This window comes from Pseudomonas sp. PDM04, assembly GCF_014851765.1.
Classification (GTDB): Bacteria; Pseudomonadota; Gammaproteobacteria; order Pseudomonadales; family Pseudomonadaceae; genus Aquipseudomonas.
Genome location: NZ_JACVAI010000008.1, coordinates 13,962 through 29,252 on the forward strand (window position 1 = coordinate 13,962; position 15,291 = coordinate 29,252).

The 15,291-nt window shown below is 62.2% G+C and carries 14 protein-coding genes; 8 read left to right on the forward strand and 6 right to left on the reverse strand.

Features of this window, described 5'->3' with window-relative positions:
* Nucleotides 1–98: 98 nt before the first annotated feature.
* From IB249_RS26640 to IB249_RS26655, 4 genes are read right to left on the reverse strand one after another with little or no spacing between them, the layout of a single operon-like run.
* On the reverse strand, nt 99–950 hold the full coding sequence (locus tag IB249_RS26640; protein WP_192308921.1) for a ChaN family lipoprotein: 852 nt from the start codon (nt 948–950) through the stop codon (nt 99–101).
* 17 nt (nt 951–967) lie between these two features.
* Complete coding sequence (locus tag IB249_RS26645) at nt 968–1,735, reverse strand: heme ABC transporter ATP-binding protein (RefSeq protein ID WP_192308923.1); 768 nt, start codon at nt 1,733–1,735, stop codon at nt 968–970.
* The gene (locus IB249_RS26650) at nt 1,735–2,718 is read right to left on the reverse strand and encodes a FecCD family ABC transporter permease (RefSeq protein WP_192309375.1); all 984 of its coding nucleotides are present in this window, start codon (nt 2,716–2,718) and stop codon (nt 1,735–1,737) included. The genes IB249_RS26645 and IB249_RS26650 overlap by 1 nt, the downstream gene beginning before the upstream one ends.
* Nucleotides 2,719–2,768: 50 nt before the next feature.
* Complete coding sequence (locus IB249_RS26655; protein WP_192308925.1) at nt 2,769–3,641, reverse strand: heme/hemin ABC transporter substrate-binding protein; 873 nt, start codon at nt 3,639–3,641, stop codon at nt 2,769–2,771.
* Nucleotides 3,642–3,805: 164 nt separating this feature from the next.
* On the opposite strand from IB249_RS26655, the gene IB249_RS26660 reads away from it, so the two are divergent.
* On the forward strand, nt 3,806–4,123 hold the full coding sequence (locus tag IB249_RS26660; protein WP_192308926.1) for a Rieske (2Fe-2S) protein: 318 nt from the start codon (nt 3,806–3,808) through the stop codon (nt 4,121–4,123).
* Here the strand turns inward: IB249_RS26660 and sfsA are convergent.
* Together sfsA and IB249_RS26670 are read right to left on the reverse strand one after the other, a co-directional pair.
* Nucleotides 4,120–4,833 carry a DNA/RNA nuclease SfsA gene (gene sfsA / locus IB249_RS26665; protein WP_192308928.1) on the reverse strand — a complete coding sequence of 238 codons (714 nt, stop codon included), beginning with the start codon at nt 4,831–4,833 and terminating at the stop codon, nt 4,120–4,122. The genes IB249_RS26660 and sfsA overlap by 4 nt on opposite strands.
* Nucleotides 4,833–6,005: a pyridoxal phosphate-dependent aminotransferase gene (locus IB249_RS26670; RefSeq protein ID WP_192308930.1), complete on the reverse strand. Its 1,173-nt coding sequence runs from the start codon at nt 6,003–6,005 to the stop codon at nt 4,833–4,835. The genes sfsA and IB249_RS26670 overlap by 1 nt, the downstream gene beginning before the upstream one ends.
* Before the next feature lie 335 nt (nt 6,006–6,340).
* On the opposite strand from IB249_RS26670, the gene dksA reads away from it, so the two are divergent.
* From dksA to folK, 7 genes are all read left to right on the forward strand, one after another.
* The gene (gene dksA, locus IB249_RS26675; protein ID WP_192308932.1) at nt 6,341–6,784 is read left to right on the forward strand and encodes an RNA polymerase-binding protein DksA; all 444 of its coding nucleotides are present in this window, start codon (nt 6,341–6,343) and stop codon (nt 6,782–6,784) included.
* Between the two features lie 149 nt (nt 6,785–6,933).
* Nucleotides 6,934–7,821, forward strand: coding sequence for a tRNA glutamyl-Q(34) synthetase GluQRS (gene gluQRS / locus IB249_RS26680; protein WP_192308934.1), 888 nt, complete (start codon nt 6,934–6,936; stop codon nt 7,819–7,821).
* A 77-nt stretch (nt 7,822–7,898) separates the two neighbouring features.
* A complete protein-coding gene (locus IB249_RS26685) occupies nt 7,899–8,075 on the forward strand; it encodes a hypothetical protein (RefSeq protein ID WP_003176118.1) in 177 nt (58 codons plus the stop codon).
* Nucleotides 8,059–11,013, forward strand: a complete 2,955-nt coding sequence (locus IB249_RS26690; protein ID WP_192308936.1) for a sensor histidine kinase — start codon at nt 8,059–8,061, stop codon at nt 11,011–11,013. Before IB249_RS26685 ends, IB249_RS26690 begins: the two co-directional genes overlap by 17 nt.
* A gap of 22 nt (nt 11,014–11,035) precedes the next feature.
* Nucleotides 11,036–12,472, forward strand: coding sequence for a sigma-54-dependent transcriptional regulator (locus IB249_RS26695; RefSeq protein WP_192308938.1), 1,437 nt, complete (start codon nt 11,036–11,038; stop codon nt 12,470–12,472).
* 686 nt (nt 12,473–13,158) lie between these two features.
* Nucleotides 13,159–14,562: a polynucleotide adenylyltransferase PcnB gene (locus IB249_RS26700; RefSeq protein WP_192308940.1), complete on the forward strand. Its 1,404-nt coding sequence runs from the start codon at nt 13,159–13,161 to the stop codon at nt 14,560–14,562.
* A gap of 4 nt (nt 14,563–14,566) precedes the next feature.
* Nucleotides 14,567–15,052: a 2-amino-4-hydroxy-6-hydroxymethyldihydropteridine diphosphokinase gene (gene folK, locus IB249_RS26705; protein WP_192308942.1), complete on the forward strand. Its 486-nt coding sequence runs from the start codon at nt 14,567–14,569 to the stop codon at nt 15,050–15,052.
* The last annotated feature ends 239 nt before the right edge of the window (nt 15,053–15,291 follow it).

The window sequence follows — 15,291 nt, forward strand, 5'->3', positions numbered from 1 at the left end:
CCTTGGTTCGGACTCTCAGATATCTCCTCATCAGGCTAATCACGGTTATTTGACCCGGCTCTTGCCGGGTCTTTTTTTGCCTGTGGAAAAGTCCGCCCTCACTTGCCGAACTGTTTGCGCATCTGCGCACAGTAATCCGGCGCCTCCATGGCGGGGGTGTACCAGACGTAGTCGGCCATTGTCGCCGTCACCTCACTGCCCTGCTGAGCGAGCATCAGTACCGTCGGCGCTTCACGCTCACCCAGATCCAGGGCATGTATCGGCACCCCGACATCCTTGCGCGCGTGGTAAGCACCCGCCAACAACAAGGCCGGAGCCGGAGCTGCCAGCAGCCGCTCGGCCATGCGACGGTCGCGCTGTTGCTGGACGGCGAGCATGGCCGGCATCTGCGATTCAGGCAGCAGGCCGCAGTGGGATTCGCCGACCTGGGCCAACAGCTCGGCCCTGACGGGCTCGGCGTTGCTACGAGCGCCGCTCAATACCGGCGGGTTGGCGTAGATGGCGCGGACCTCGGCAGCATCCAGGTTGGCGGCCAGCAGCGGATACGGCTGGGCCAGGGCGAAACGGACGATCGGGCCATACAGGTTCCAATCCCAGCCCGACTGCCAGGCCAACGCACCGGGCAAGTCCGCCGGCAACGTCGGCGCCTGACGGACGTCGTCGACGCGGGCCTGCTGGTCCGGCGTGAGCATTTCCAGCAACAGGCTGCCTTGCGGACGCTGATCCCCCAGCGCCTGCAATAGCCAGTGCTGCAATTCGTGGTGATCGCGGTTGTCATGCTGCTCACCGACGATCAACCGCGAGGCGCTGGCCAGCCGCACGACGAGTTCCTGCGCGGTCAGCGCCTGGCCGCTGTGCACGTCACGAATGTCACCGACGATCGGCGGCGGCGCTGCAACATGTTGGCAGGCGCTCAGCATCAACCCCGCCAGAATCACTCCTGCACGCATGCACTCCCCCTTCACGTTCAGCGGGCGATGATCAGCGGATGCCCGCGCTCTGGATGCTGTTGTACCAACACGTCCAAGCCGAATACCGCCTTGAGCGGCTCTGGACGCAATACTCGCTCGGGCGTATCGAGCGCGACCGGGCGACCGCCTTCAAGCAGCAGCAGGCGATCACAATAACGCGCCGCAAGGTTCAGATCATGCAGGATCACCAGCACAGCCGCCCCTCGGTCGGCGAACTCGCGCACCGCTTGCAGGGTAGTGTGCTGGTGCAGTGGATCGAGCATCGAGGTGGGCTCGTCCAGCAGTAACGTCTGGCCCGCCTCGCCAGGCCAGAGCTGCGCCAGCACACGCGCCAGGTGCACCCGCTGGCGCTCGCCACCGGACAACGCCAGGTAACTGCGCCCCATCAGGTGCCCGGCATCGGCTGCGTGCAACGCCGCGAGGACAATTTCGTCATCCCGAACCCGGCCGCTCTGGTGCGGCAAGCGCCCCATGCCGACCACCTCTTCGACACGGAAGGCGAAGTCCAGGGTCGACACCTGTGGCAACACCGCCAGGCGCTGGGCTCGCCGGGCACCGGTCCACTCCCGCAGCTCGCGATCATCGAGCCAGACGCTGGGTTGATCCGCGTGCAACTCGCCGCCCAATGCGCCCAGCAGCGTGCTTTTTCCGGCACCGTTGGGTCCCAGCACGCCGAGCACTTCCCCGGGCCTGAGTTCCAGCGTGATGTCCGTCAGGACGAGCTTGCGGCCTTGGTGGATGTGCAGATTCTGCGTTCGCAACATCAGGCACGCCCCCTGAGCAGCAAATATAGAAAGAACGGCGCACCGATAAACGCAGTGACAATGCCGATCGGCAGCTCGGCCGGCGCCAGCGCCAGGCGCGCCACCAGGTCGGCCAACAGCAGCAGACTCGCGCCCGCCAGTACCGAGGCCGGCAGCAGCACGCGATGATCCGGGCCGGCCAGCAGGCGCACCAGATGCGGCACCACCAGCCCGACGAAACCGATCATACCGGCCGCCGCCACGGCCGCACCGACGCCCAGCGCCGTGCAAAACACCAGTTCACGCTTGAGCCTCTCGACATCGATGCCCAAATGGCCGGCCTCAGACTCCCCCAGCAATAACGCATTCAGGGCCCTGGCCCGGCGTGGCAACCATAACGCCACGCCGGCAGTGATCAGCAGCAGCGGCCAGAGTCGCGAATAACTGGCCCCATTGAGGCTGCCCAGGTTCCAGAACGTCAGGGTGCGCAGGGTCGCGTCGTCCGCCAGATAGGTAAACAGCCCCACGGCGGAGCCGGCCAGTGCGGTCAGGGCGATACCCGCCAACAGCATGATGGCGACGTTGGTCTGCCCGTTGCGGCGCCCCAGCCGATACACCAGCGCGGTCACACCCAGCCCGCCGATAAACGCGCACAGCGATAGCAGGTATGGCCCGAAGGATTCCGGCAAACCGCCAAATGCCGTTCCGCCGACAATCGCAATGGCCGCCCCCAACGCCGCGCCACTGGAAACGCCCACCAACCCGGGATCGGCCAGCGGGTTGCGAAACAAGCCTTGCATGGCCACGCCCGACAGCGCCAACACTCCGCCCACTGCCATCCCCAGCAACGTGCGCGGCAGGCGAATCTGCCCGAGGATCAGTTCAGCCTGCTCCAACCCGTCAGGTGCAATGGGCAGGCCGAGCAGACGCAAACTCGCGCGCAGGGTATCAAGCAGGGGAAGGCTGACCGGCCCCAGCGCCAGCGACAGCCAGATTGCCAACAAACACAGAAGGCTCAGGCCGATGAACAATGCACGGGGCTTTACCAGCACGGTCATGGAGTGGCAGTGCCGGGGTAGAACAGGTCGCTGACTTTTTTCACGGCCAAGGGCAGACGTGGGCCGAGCCCACCCACCAGCAGCGTCGGATCAAGCTCCATGACCCGCCCGTCACGGGCGGCGCGGGTCGAGGACAGGATCGGGTTCTCCTTGAACAACGCTGCGCGGGCTGCCTCGCCCGTCAGCGCGCGGTCGGCGAACACCAGCACTTCGGGGTCCAGGCTGATCAGGGACTCGTTGGAGAAGGGTTTGTAACCGGTGTGGGTCGCAAGATTGTGCCCACCGGCCTTCTCAATCAGCCAATCGGCCGCCGTGTCCTTGCCGGCGATCAGGGGTTTGCCGCCCGCATGACCGACCAGCAACAGCACGCCCGGTGATGATTGTGTGACCTGTGCCCTGGTCACGCGGACTTTCTGCTGGTCGAGTTGCTGCTGATAGTCCTGGAACAACTGCACCGCCTTGTCCTCTGCGCCGAGCAACCGGCCCAGATGCTGCAAATTGTCCTGCAACGCTGGCAGATCGGGCTGGGCCGAGAACAACTCGACTTGCACACCTGCCGTACGAATCTGCGAAATCACCGGCGGCGGGCCCATTTCCTCGGTGCCCACCAGTATTTGTGGGCGCAGGCTCAACACGCCTTCGGCCGATAGCTGCCGCTGATAGCCAATGCTGGGCAATGCCTTGAGAGATGGCGGGTGCTGGCTGGTGGTGTCGACCCCGACCAGCTTCGCCTCGCCACCCAGTGCACTGACCCATTCCGACAGGGCGCCGCCGGCGCTGACCCAACGTTGCGGCAATTCGGCCGCTGCACCGTGGTGGCTGACGAGAAGTCCGGCACAAAGCGCAATAACGCGGGTACTCAGGCGCATAAACAGCTTCCTTTTAAGGTTTTTCCCAGGCATCGAAAGACCAGGCCAAGTATCCTCGACGTGCGGCAGCTACCTGTGGACAAGGCGGCCATTTGATAATTGTTTTCATTTGAACGTCAAGCTCGGACATATTCAGTCACGAGCCGCCGACGTTGAGGATAGTCATGAAGTTTCTTTGCGCTGGCGCTGAGCTGGCCGACTCCAGCAGCCGCGGTTTCGACGTCGATGGCCAGAAGCTGTTTGCCGTGCGCCGCAACGGCCAGGTCTACGTCTATCTCAATCGCTGCCCGCACCGTGGCGTCGGACTGGAATGGACGCCTGACCAGTTCCTCGACCCCAGCAACAGCCTGATCCAGTGCGCCACGCATGGCGCACTGTTCCTGATCGAAGACGGTGAGTGCGTGGCCGGCCCCTGCGCCGGACAATCTCTGACCCGCGTTGACAGCCGTGAAGACGACCAGGGCATCTGGATCAACCCTTAACGGTCGAGCAAAACATCCAGACGCCGCTCGACCCGCATTCCTTCATGGCTCAAAGCCACGCCATAAGCCAGCACCTCAACCCCGCACGCCACCGCGTCGCGCAAGGCCGAGGCGTAGGCCGCATCGATTTCGTGCGCTGGACGCACGGCCTCGATACCGCTCAGGCAGACGCAATACAACTGCACCGCCCGAATACCGTCCCGGGCCAGGTGAGCCAGCTCCCTCAAGTGCTTGGCGCCTCGCTGGGTCACCGCATCGGGAAACGCGGCAACGGCTGAGTCCTCGAAGCCCAGGGTCACGCTTTTGACTTCCACGTACGCCGGCCCATCCGGGTAATCGAGACGAAAATCGATACGGCTGCTTTCCTGTCCGTAGGCCACTTCACGCTTGAGTCCGGTAAAACCGTTGAGCTCGGCGATGACTCCGTTGCGCAGCGCCTCTTCGATCAAGCCATTGGCGCGTCCGGTGTTCACGCAAAACAGCCGGCCCTGCGGGGTTTCGCCGATTTCCCAGGTTCCCGGCAACTTGCGTTTCGGGTCGTTGGAGCGACTGAACCACACCTGCCCGCCTTCAACCTGGCAATTGAGCATCGAGCCGGTGTTCGGGCAATGAAGGGTAAGGAACTCGCCATCGACGGTTTCGATATCGGCGAGAAAACGCTTGTAACGCCGGATCAGGCGACCTTCTTCCAGTGGGGGATCAAAGCGCATCAGCCTTGCCAACTCCGCAGACCGCGAGCAATGCGTTCCACCGCTTCCTGCAGACGCGGCAAGCTCTGGGTATAGGCAAACCGCACGTGATGACCGGCCTGATAACGCCCGAAATCCAGGCCCGGGGTGATTGCCACATGCTCGGTTTCGAGGAAGTGGCGGCAGAACGCGAAGGCATCGCCGCCGAACTGGCTGATATCGGCGTACAAATAAAAGGCGCCTTCCGGCTCTACGGCAATATTGAAGCCCAGCTCACGCAAGGCGGGCAGCAGGAAATCCCGGCGCCGTCCAAACTCAGCACGCCGCTCTTCGAGAATGGCAATGGTCGCCGGTTCGAAACAGGCCAGGGCCGCATGCTGGGCCATGCTTGGCGCGCTGATGTAGAGGTTTTGCGCCAGCTTCTCCAACTCACCGACCGCCGCCTCCGGCGCCACGAGCCAGCCAAGCCGCCAGCCGGTCATGCCGAAATACTTTGAAAAACTATTCAGCACAAAGGCGCTGTCGTCGACTTCCAGCACGCTGGCGGCATCAGTGCCGTAGGTCAGGCCATGGTAGATCTCGTCCACCACCAGATGGCCATGACGCCCCTTGATCGCGCCCGACAGCCCGGCCAGTTCGTCGCGAGTCAGGATCGTCCCGGTGGGGTTGGCCGGCGACGCCACCAGCGCGCCGACACTGTCGTGGTCCCAATGACGCTCGACCAGGTCCGGCGTCAGTTGATAGCGCACCTCCGGCCCCACCGGCACCAGTTGCGCCGCGCCTTCCACCAGACGCAGGAAATGCCGGTTGCACGGGTAGCCCGGATCCGCCAGCAACCAGTGCTTGCCCGGATCCACCAGCAGGGCGCTGGCCAGCAGCAATGCACCGGAACCGCCGGGCGTGATCAGGATTCGCCGGGGATCGATGTGCAGACCGTAACGCTGTTGATAGAAGCCTGAAATCGCCTCGCGCAGTTCGGGGATGCCCCGGGCGGCGGTATACCGGGTCTTGCCCGCCGTCAGCGCCGCCTGGCCGGCCTGGATGATCGGTTCGGCGGTGGTGAAGTCGGGTTCGCCGATTTCCAGGTGGATCACGTCGTGGCCGGCAGCTTGCAGTTCGTTGGCCCGCGCCAGCAGCGCCATGACATGGAACGGTTCAATTGCGCGACTGCGGGCACTGTAGGGCTGAGCCATTGGCCTTCCTTCAACAAAAGGGAAAACACCGATTCTACCCAAGCGCAGGAACGAGCGAGAACCTAAAGCGGTCAGACCCCTTGAGACCCTGGCCACAAACGCTCATGCGAGTGCGCGAGGTTTGACTAAAATCATTAATTGATCAGGCCTCCATCACCACCAGGCAAGGCTTTGCAATCATTTGCAAGCCCCGCGGGCTGTGCCCTCGACATCCGGGAGTAGCGCGGTCCGATTCGATCTGGTAAGTTCGCCCGCTTGCAGCCGCAGGGCCGGCGGGTGCCGGTGATGGAGCAATCCTGCGCAGATGGATTACAAGAGTAGAGGCGGTCTATTTCATGTCCACCCAAGCAAAGCAACAGCCAGTCCAGTCGATCAGCGGCTTCGAACCCTATGTGGAAAAGCCGGGCGAGGAGTACATGGGCAAGCCCATGCGCGCTCACTTCACCAAGGTCCTGAACAAGTGGAAACAGGACCTGATGCAGGAAGTCGACCGCACGGTTGATCACATGAAGGACGAAGCGGCCAACTTCCCTGACCCGGCAGACCGTGCCAGCCAGGAAGAAGAGTTCGCACTCGAACTGCGCGCCCGCGATCGTGAGCGCAAGTTGATCAAGAAGATCGACAAGACCCTGCAACTGATCGAAGACGAAGAGTACGGTTGGTGCGAATCCTGCGGCGTGGAAATCGGCGTCAAGCGCCTGGAAGCCCGTCCGACCGCCGACATGTGCGTCGACTGCAAGACCCTGGCGGAAATCAAGGAAAAACAAGTCGGCAAGTAATGACGACTTGAATGAAGAACGGAGCGTGCGAACGCTCCGTTTTTGTTTCTGATATTTGGCCAGGCACATAACCTGTGGGAGCGGGCATTCGCGAGCAAGCCCGCTCCCACAGAGGTCTGGCGCCAGCCTGGAATAATGATACCGCCTGTATGAAATCCCCGACCTACATCGGCCGCTTCGCCCCCACGCCCAGCGGACACCTGCATTTCGGATCGCTGGTTGCCGCGCTGGCCTCCTATCTCGACGCGCGTGCAGTGGGCGGGCGTTGGCTGGTGCGCATGGAAGACCTCGATCCGCCCCGGGAAGAACCCGGCGCGCAGGCAGCCATCCTCAAGGCACTGGAAAGCTACGGTTTCGAGTGGGATGGCGACATGGTCCGCCAGAGCGAGCGTCACGAAGCCTATGCCGACGTGCTCAATCAGCTGTTCAATCATGGCCTGGCGTACGCCTGCACCTGCTCGCGAAAGCAGCTCGAGCCCTATCACGGCATCTACCCGGGGCTGTGCCGCAATGCAGGCCACGGCAGCGAAGACGCGGCGATCCGCTTGCGCGTCCCGGAGCTGGAATATCACTTCATCGACCGGGTACAAGGCGAATTTCGCCAGCACCTGGGGCGTGACGTCGGCGATTTCGTGATCCGTCGCCGCGACGGCCTTTACGCCTACCAACTGGCGGTGGTACTCGATGATGCCTGGCAGGGCATCACCGACATCGTGCGGGGTGCCGACCTGCTGGATTCGACGCCACGCCAGCTCTACCTCCAGGAACTGCTCGGCCTGTCGCAACCGCGTTACCTGCACATTCCGCTGATTACTCAACCTGACGGCAACAAGCTTGGCAAATCCTACCGTTCGCCGCCGTTGACCGAAGATCAGGCCACACCGATGTTGTTGCGGGCCTTGCGCGCCCTGGGGCAGGCTCCGGAGAGCGAGCTGCTGCACGCAACGCCCCGGGAAGTGCTGAACTGGGGGATCGCCCACTGGGATGCCACGAAGATCCCGCGCACACTCAACCTGCCCGAAGCGCAACTACAGTGATCAGACTTGCAGTGGCGCCCCCATCCGTTACCATCGCCGCACGTTTTCGGGCACGCGCATAAAAAAGAGAGGCCGGGATGTACATCTATCGCTTGGTCCTGCTTCTGGTCGTGGGGATCTATCTGTTCTCCCCCGCCATCATGGATTGGTGGATCGACGCCACGGGCGCCTGGTATCGCCCTTATCTGCTCTGGCTGATCCTGATCGTCGTGACCTTCATCCTGCAGAGCCAAAAAGATGCCGATGAGCTTTAGCCTGACCCAGATGATCCTGATCAGCGCCGCCTACCTGGCCGTGCTGTTCGGCGTAGCCTGGGTCAGCGAACGGGGCATGATCCCCCGGGCGATCATTCGCCACCCGCTAACCTACACCTTGTCGCTGGGGGTCTATGCCAGCGCCTGGGCGTTTTATGGCACGGTCGGCCTGGCCTATCAGTACGGCTATGGCTTCCTGTCCAGCTACCTGGGAGTTTCCGGTGCGTTCCTGCTGGCGCCGGTGCTGCTGTACCCGATCCTGAAGATCACCCGCACCTATCAGTTGTCGTCACTGGCCGACCTGTTCGCGTTCCGCTTTCGCAGCACCTGGGCGGGCGCACTGACCACGGTGTTCATGCTGATCGGCGTGCTGCCGCTGCTGGCGCTGCAGATCCAGGCGGTGGCCGACTCCATCAGTATTCTCACCCGCGAGCCGGTGCAGCATCGCGTGGCACTGAGCTTCTGTGCACTGATTACCCTGTTCACGATTTTCTTCGGCTCGCGCCATATCGCCACCCGCGAGAAACATGAAGGCCTGGTGTTCGCGATCGCCTTCGAGTCGGTGATCAAGCTGATCGCCATCGGCGGCGTCGGTCTGTACGCCCTCTACGGCGTCTTCGACGGCCCGCAACAGCTTGAATTATGGCTGTTGCAAAACCAGACCGCCCTCGCCGCCCTGCACACGCCGTTGCAGGAAGGCCCGTGGCGCACGCTGTTGCTGGTGTTTTTCGCCTCGGCGATCGTCATGCCGCACATGTACCACATGACCTTCACTGAAAACCTCAACCCGCGCTCACTGGTCAGCGCGAGCTGGGGCCTGCCGTTGTTCCTGCTGCTGATGAGCCTGGCAGTGCCACTGATCCTCTGGGCCGGCCTGAAACTGGGGGCCACCACCAACCCGGAATTCTTCACCCTGGGCATCGGCATCGCCGCCAACAACAAAGCGCTGGCGCTGCTGGCCTATGTCGGCGGGTTATCGGCCGCCAGCGGCCTGATCATCGTCACCACGCTGGCCCTGTCCGGGATGGCGCTGAACCACCTGGTGCTGCCGCTTTACCAGCCGCCCGCCGAAGGCAATATCTATCGCTGGCTGAAATGGACCCGGCGCGCCTTGATCGTCGCGATCATCATGGCCGGCTACGGTTTCTACCTGTTGCTGGGGGCGGAGCAGGACCTGGCCAACCTTGGCATCGTCGCCTTCGTCGCGACGCTGCAATTCCTGCCCGGGGTGCTGTCGGTCCTGTACTGGCCGACCGCCAACCGTCGAGGTTTCATCGCCGGCCTGCTGGCGGGGATCCTGGTGTGGCTGGTGACCATGCTGTTGCCGCTGGTCGGCAACCTGCAGGGTTTCTACATTCCACTGCTGAACATGATCTACGTGCTGGACGACACCAGTTGGCACATGGCGGCGATTGCCTCGCTGGCTGCCAACGTGCTGATGTTCACGCTGATTTCGCTGTTCACCAATGCCAGCACCGAAGAAGCCAGCGCGGCCGAAGCCTGCGCCGTGGACAACGTGCGTCGCCCGCAACGCCGCGAACTGCATGCCGCCTCGCCACAGGAGTTCGCCACGCAACTGGCCAAACCCTTGGGCGCCAAGGCCGCACAGAAGGAAGTCGAGCAGGCCCTGCGCGATCTCTACCTGCCGTTCGACGAACGCCGGCCATACGCCCTGCGTCGCTTGCGTGACCGGATCGAGGCCAACCTCTCCGGCCTGATGGGCCCGAGCGTGGCACAGGACATGGTCGAAACCTTCCTGCCGTACAAGGCAGGCGGCGAAAACTATGTCACCGAGGACATTCACTTCATCGAAAGCCGTCTCGAGGATTACCACTCGCGACTGACCGGCCTGGCCGCCGAGCTCGACGCCCTGCGTCGCTATCACCGCCAGACCCTGCAGGAACTGCCGATGGGCGTCTGTTCCCTGGCCAAGGATCAGGAGATCCTCATGTGGAACAAGGCCATGGAGGAACTCACCGGGATCGCCGCGCAGCGCGTGGTCGGTTCGCGCCTGAGCACCATTGCCGAGCCGTGGAAAGGCCTGTTGCAAGGGTTCATCAATGTGCCGGACGAGCACTTGCACAAACAGCACCTGGCCCTCGATGGCCAGACCCGCTGGCTGAACCTGCACAAGGCGGCCATCGACGAACCGCTCGCCCCGGGTAACAGCGGCCTGGTCCTGCTGGTCGAAGACCTGACCGAAACCCAGATGCTCGAAGATAAGCTGGTGCACTCCGAGCGCCTGGCCAGCATCGGCCGCCTCGCGGCGGGCGTGGCCCATGAGATCGGCAATCCGATCACCGGCATCGCCTGCCTGGCGCAAAACCTGCGCGAAGAGCGGGAAGAAGACGGCGAACTGAAGGAAATCAGCGGCCAGATCCTCGAACAGACCAAACGCGTGTCGCGCATCGTGCAGTCACTGATGAGCTTTGCCCATGCCGGCACGCATCAGCACAATGACGAAGCCGTCTGTCTGGCCGAAGTGGCCCAGGATGCCATCGGCCTGCTGGCGTTGAACCGCCGCAATTTCGAAGTGCAGTTCTATAACCTGTGCGACCCCGACCACTGGGTCGAGGGTGATCCGCAGCGCCTCGCCCAGGTATTGATCAACCTGCTCTCAAACGCCCGTGACGCCTCGCCTCCCGGCAGTGCGGTCAGGGTCAAGAGCGAAGCCGGCGAACACACGGTCGACCTGATCGTGGAGGACGAAGGCAGTGGCATACCGAAGAACATCATGGACCGGTTGTTCGAACCTTTCTTTACCACCAAGGACCCTGGCGAAGGCACCGGTCTGGGCCTTGCACTGGTCTATTCCATCGTTGAAGAGCATTATGGACAAATCACCATCGACAGCCCGGCTGATGTACAAAGCCAACGCGGCACCCGTATCAGGGTGACTTTGCCGCGTCATGTCGAAGCGACGTCCGCTGTGAACTGAGACCGTCGAGAGTATCGAATCAATGCCGCACATTTTGATCGTCGAAGACGAAACAATCATCCGCTCCGCCTTGCGCCGCCTGCTGGAGCGCAACCAGTACCAGGTCAGCGAAGCCGGTTCAGTGCAGGAAGCACAAGAACGCTTCACCATTCCAACGTTCGACCTGATCGTCAGTGACCTGCGCCTGCCAGGCGCACCGGGCACCGAACTGATCAAACTTGGCCAGGGCACTCCGGTGCTGATCATGACCAGCTACGCCAGCCTGCGCTCGGCAGTCGACTCCATGAAGATGGGCGCAGTGGACTACATCGCCAAGCCTTTCGATCACGACGAGATGCTCCAGGCCGTCGCCCGGATCCTGCGTGACCGGCAATCGGCCCCGGCCAACAGCGAATCGCCTGTCGGCAAAGCCGTCAACGGTGCGGCGAAGCCCGGCGTCGACAGCAGCAATGGCGAAATCGGCATCATTGGCTCCTGCCCGCCCATGCAGGATCTTTACGGCAAAATCCGCAAAGTGGCACCGACCGACTCCAATGTCCTGATCCAGGGCGAGTCCGGCACCGGCAAGGAACTGGTGGCCCGCGCCCTGCACAACCTGTCCAAACGGGCCAAGGCGCCGATGATTTCGGTGAACTGCGCAGCGATTCCGGAAAGCCTGATCGAGTCCGAACTGTTCGGCCACGAGAAAGGCGCCTTTACCGGCGCGAGCGCCGGGCGTGCCGGCCTGGTGGAAGCGGCCGACGGCGGCACCCTGTTCCTCGATGAAATCGGCGAACTGCCGCTGGAAGCCCAGGCTCGGCTGCTGCGCGTGTTGCAGGAAGGCGAAATTCGCCGGGTCGGTTCGGTACAGTCGCAGAAAGTCGACGTGCGCCTGATCGCCGCGACTCACCGCGACCTCAAAAGCCTGGCGAAAATCGGCCAGTTCCGTGAGGACCTGTACTACCGACTGCACGTGATTGCCCTGAAACTGCCGGCATTGCGTGAGCGTGGCGCCGATGTCAACGAAATCGCCAATGCGTTCCTGGCGCGGCAGAGCGCACGGATCAACCGCACCGACCTGAAGTTTGCCCCGGATGCCGAGCAGGCAATTCGTCATTATTCCTGGCCCGGCAACGTCCGCGAACTGGAAAACGCTGTCGAGCGCGCGGTCATCCTGAGCGAGAGCCCGGAGATTTCCGCCGAGCTGCTGGGGATCGACATCGAACTGAGCGACCTCGACGACGATGAATTCATCGGCCTGGCACCGCAACAGGGTAACGGTGCCGCCAACAACAGCCATGAACCGACCGAGGACCTGTCACTGGAGGATTACTTCCAGCACTTCGTCCTCGAACATCAGGACCACATGACCGAAACCGAGCTGGCGCGCAAACTGGGTGTCAGCCGTAAATGCCTGTGGGAACGTCGCCAGCGCCTGGGTATCCCGCGGCGCAAGACCGGCGTGGCCAGCGAGAGCTGAACGTCACCTGCGGGGTGCGCGAGTAACACATGAATCTGTGAAAAAACTGTTACCGCCGATTTTTCACGTAACAGAAGCCGGGGCTTACGGTAACGAAGCCCCGGTTTTTTTGGGCCTTGAAAAACCGGGTCAGCGGGCCTAACCCCTTGTTTTACTGGGCCTCACAAAAGTTGGCACGCCCCCTGCTATATGTTTGGTACAAGAACAATAACAAGCAATGCATAAGACAATAAAAATAAGACGAATCGACTCACGCACAATAAAAACAAGACGGCGAGAGGCGCAGCTAACTGATTCTTTTGGAGAGGCGTTGTATTTGGGGCGTGCCCCACGACCAGGCCGAGAACAACAAAAACTGTCCTAAGACAGAGCCTGAACTGGTTGGATCGAGAGATCACTGCAACACAGCGACCAAAGCAATCCGTTTGCTCTTGGCTCCCGATTGGGAGGGTCATGAAGGAAACCTTCATGGCGAGGGCACTCAACAAAAACAAAAAGCCCGAAACCAATAACAAAAATAGAGCATGCAACTACTTCTTGGGGAGCTTCGGCTCCCCTTGTAGTTTCCGCCCCCCGGGACCTTCCCTACAGCGTCCTACACCATCCTCTGACTAAATGCTAGAATCCCCGCCCATCATGCGGTCATTCTTCGTTTTGGCCGAACATTCCTTCAAACAGTGCATCCCATGCTGAAGAAGCTGTTCCAGTCACTCCGTTCTCCCAAGCGTATTACGCAACACATCCGCAGCACGCCTGAAGTGCTTAACAGCGGTCAACATTCGCTGCAAAAGGCGCAGTTCAGCCGTTATGCGGTGAATATTGTCGAACGCCTGCAGAGCGCCGGTTATCAGGCTTACCTGGTCGGCGGCTGCGTGCGCGACATGATGCTCGGCATCACGCCCAAGGATTTCGACGTCGCCACCAGCGCCACGCCTGAACAGGTTCGCGCCGAATTCCGCAATGCGCGGATCATTGGCCGTCGCTTCAAGCTGGTGCACATCCATTTCGGCCGCGAAATCATCGAAGTCGCGACCTTCCGCGCCAATCATCCGCAAAACGAAGAGGAAGAAGACAGCAACCAGTCTTCCCGCAACGAAAGCGGGCGCATTCTGCGCGATAACGTCTACGGCACCCTGGAAGAGGACGCGCAACGCCGCGACTTCACCATCAACGCCCTGTACTACGATCCGGTCAGCGAGCGCATCCTCGATTACGCCAACGGCGTACACGATATCCGCAACCACCTGATCCGCCTGATCGGCGATCCGAAGCAGCGCTACCAGGAAGACCCGGTACGGATGCTGCGGGCCGTGCGGTTTGCCGCCAAGCTGAATTTCGGTATCGAAAAACACAGCGCCCTGCCGATCCGTGATCTGGCGCCGATGCTGCGCGAGATTCCGTCGGCCCGTCTGTTCGAAGAAGTGCTCAAGTTGTTCCTCTCCGGCCACGCCGCGGACACATTTGAAATGCTGGTCGACCTGCAACTGTTCGATCCGCTGTTCCCGGCCAGCGCCGAGGCCCTGGAGTACAATCCGACGTACACCCACACCCTGATCAGCGAAGCACTGATCAACACCGACCTGCGCATCAAGCAGAACAAGCCGGTGACCCCGGCGTTCCTGTTTGCCGCATTGCTCTGGCCTGCCCTGCCGGCTCGCGTACTGCGCCTGCAGGAACGTGGCATGCCGCCAATTCCGGCCATGCAGGAAGCGGCGCACGAACTGATCGCCGAACAGTGCCAGCGGATCGCGATTCCGAAACGCTTCACCCTGCCGATCCGGGAAATCTGGGACATGCAGGAACGCCTGCCACGCCGCAGCGGTAAACGCGCCGACCTGTTGCTGGACAACCCGCGCTTCCGCGCCGGTTACGACTTCCTCCTGCTGCGCGAAAGCGCCGGGGAGCAAACCGACGGCCTGGGCGAATGGTGGACCGATTATCAGGACGCCAACGACAGCGAACGTCGGGACATGATCCGCGACCTCAGCGGCAAGGACGACGGAGCCACTGGCGCGCCACGCAAACGCCGCCGCAGCAGCGGTGCCAAGCGCAAGCGCACGGCCGGCGCCCCGAGCGCCACCGGCGAGTAACCGCATGGAACGCATTTACATCGGCATGGGCAGCAACCTGGCTGACCCTGCCGAACAATTGCGCAGCGCGCTCGATTCGCTGGCGCAATTGCCACAGACCGCGCTGGTCGGGGTGTCCGCGTTTTACCAGAGCGATTCGCTGCTGCCCGGCCAACCGCGTTACACCAATGCGGTGGCCGCCCTCGACAGCGCACTGGCACCACTGGCGCTGCTGGATGCGCTGCAAGCCATCGAAAATGGCCAGGGCCGCGAGCGCCTGGAACGCTGGGGACCACGCACGCTGGATCTCGACATCCTGCTGTTTGGTGACCGACTGATCGACGAGCCGCGCCTCAAGGTGCCCCATTACCATATGCAGGAGCGCGCCTTCGTCCTCTATCCGCTCGCCGAACTGGCGCCCGCGGATTTGCGCCTGGCCGATGGCCGCCGCCTGGACGCGCTGCTTGCCGCCTGCCCGTTCGTCGGCCTGGAACGGCAGCCCTCGAATTAACCAAAATCCCCTGTGAGAGCGAGCCTTCACGGGGATTTTGGCGCCGCTCCAGAAACCGTGGTTGCTGAATCGCATCAGTCGCCATCGGTAACACCCCTGTCGTAACAATGCGGTAACACACGTAATTGACTTCCCGAGTTCTCATCACGACTATAGGCGTCCCGCTGCCGCCAACACGGCGTTAAAGGGCGCAATCCAGGCCTTAAAAGCACGACAACAGAACGTGCGCCTGTATTTAA

Bases quoted from the DNA above. Each gene is read 5' to 3' on its own strand.
- IB249_RS26690 (WP_192308936.1), top strand. From the start codon at position 8,059: ATGCCGATGAGCTTTAGCCTGACCCAGATGATCCTGATCAGCGCCGCC.
- dksA (WP_192308932.1), top strand. From the start codon at position 6,341: ATGTCCACCCAAGCAAAGCAACAGCCAGTCCAGTCGATCAGCGGCTTC.
- IB249_RS26645 (WP_192308923.1), bottom strand. From the start codon at position 1,735: ATGTTGCGAACGCAGAATCTGCACATCCACCAAGGCCGCAAGCTCGTC.
- IB249_RS26640 (WP_192308921.1), bottom strand. From the start codon at position 950: ATGCGTGCAGGAGTGATTCTGGCGGGGTTGATGCTGAGCGCCTGCCAA.
- IB249_RS26685 (WP_003176118.1), top strand. From the start codon at position 7,899: ATGTACATCTATCGCTTGGTCCTGCTTCTGGTCGTGGGGATCTATCTG.
- IB249_RS26655 (WP_192308925.1), bottom strand. From the start codon at position 3,641: ATGCGCCTGAGTACCCGCGTTATTGCGCTTTGTGCCGGACTTCTCGTC.
- folK (WP_192308942.1), top strand. From the start codon at position 14,567: ATGGAACGCATTTACATCGGCATGGGCAGCAACCTGGCTGACCCTGCC.
- gluQRS (WP_192308934.1), top strand. From the start codon at position 6,934: ATGAAATCCCCGACCTACATCGGCCGCTTCGCCCCCACGCCCAGCGGA.
- IB249_RS26660 (WP_192308926.1), top strand. From the start codon at position 3,806: ATGAAGTTTCTTTGCGCTGGCGCTGAGCTGGCCGACTCCAGCAGCCGC.
- IB249_RS26670 (WP_192308930.1), bottom strand. From the start codon at position 6,005: ATGGCTCAGCCCTACAGTGCCCGCAGTCGCGCAATTGAACCGTTCCAT.
- IB249_RS26700 (WP_192308940.1), top strand. From the start codon at position 13,159: ATGCTGAAGAAGCTGTTCCAGTCACTCCGTTCTCCCAAGCGTATTACG.
- sfsA (WP_192308928.1), bottom strand. From the start codon at position 4,833: ATGCGCTTTGATCCCCCACTGGAAGAAGGTCGCCTGATCCGGCGTTAC.
- IB249_RS26695 (WP_192308938.1), top strand. From the start codon at position 11,036: ATGCCGCACATTTTGATCGTCGAAGACGAAACAATCATCCGCTCCGCC.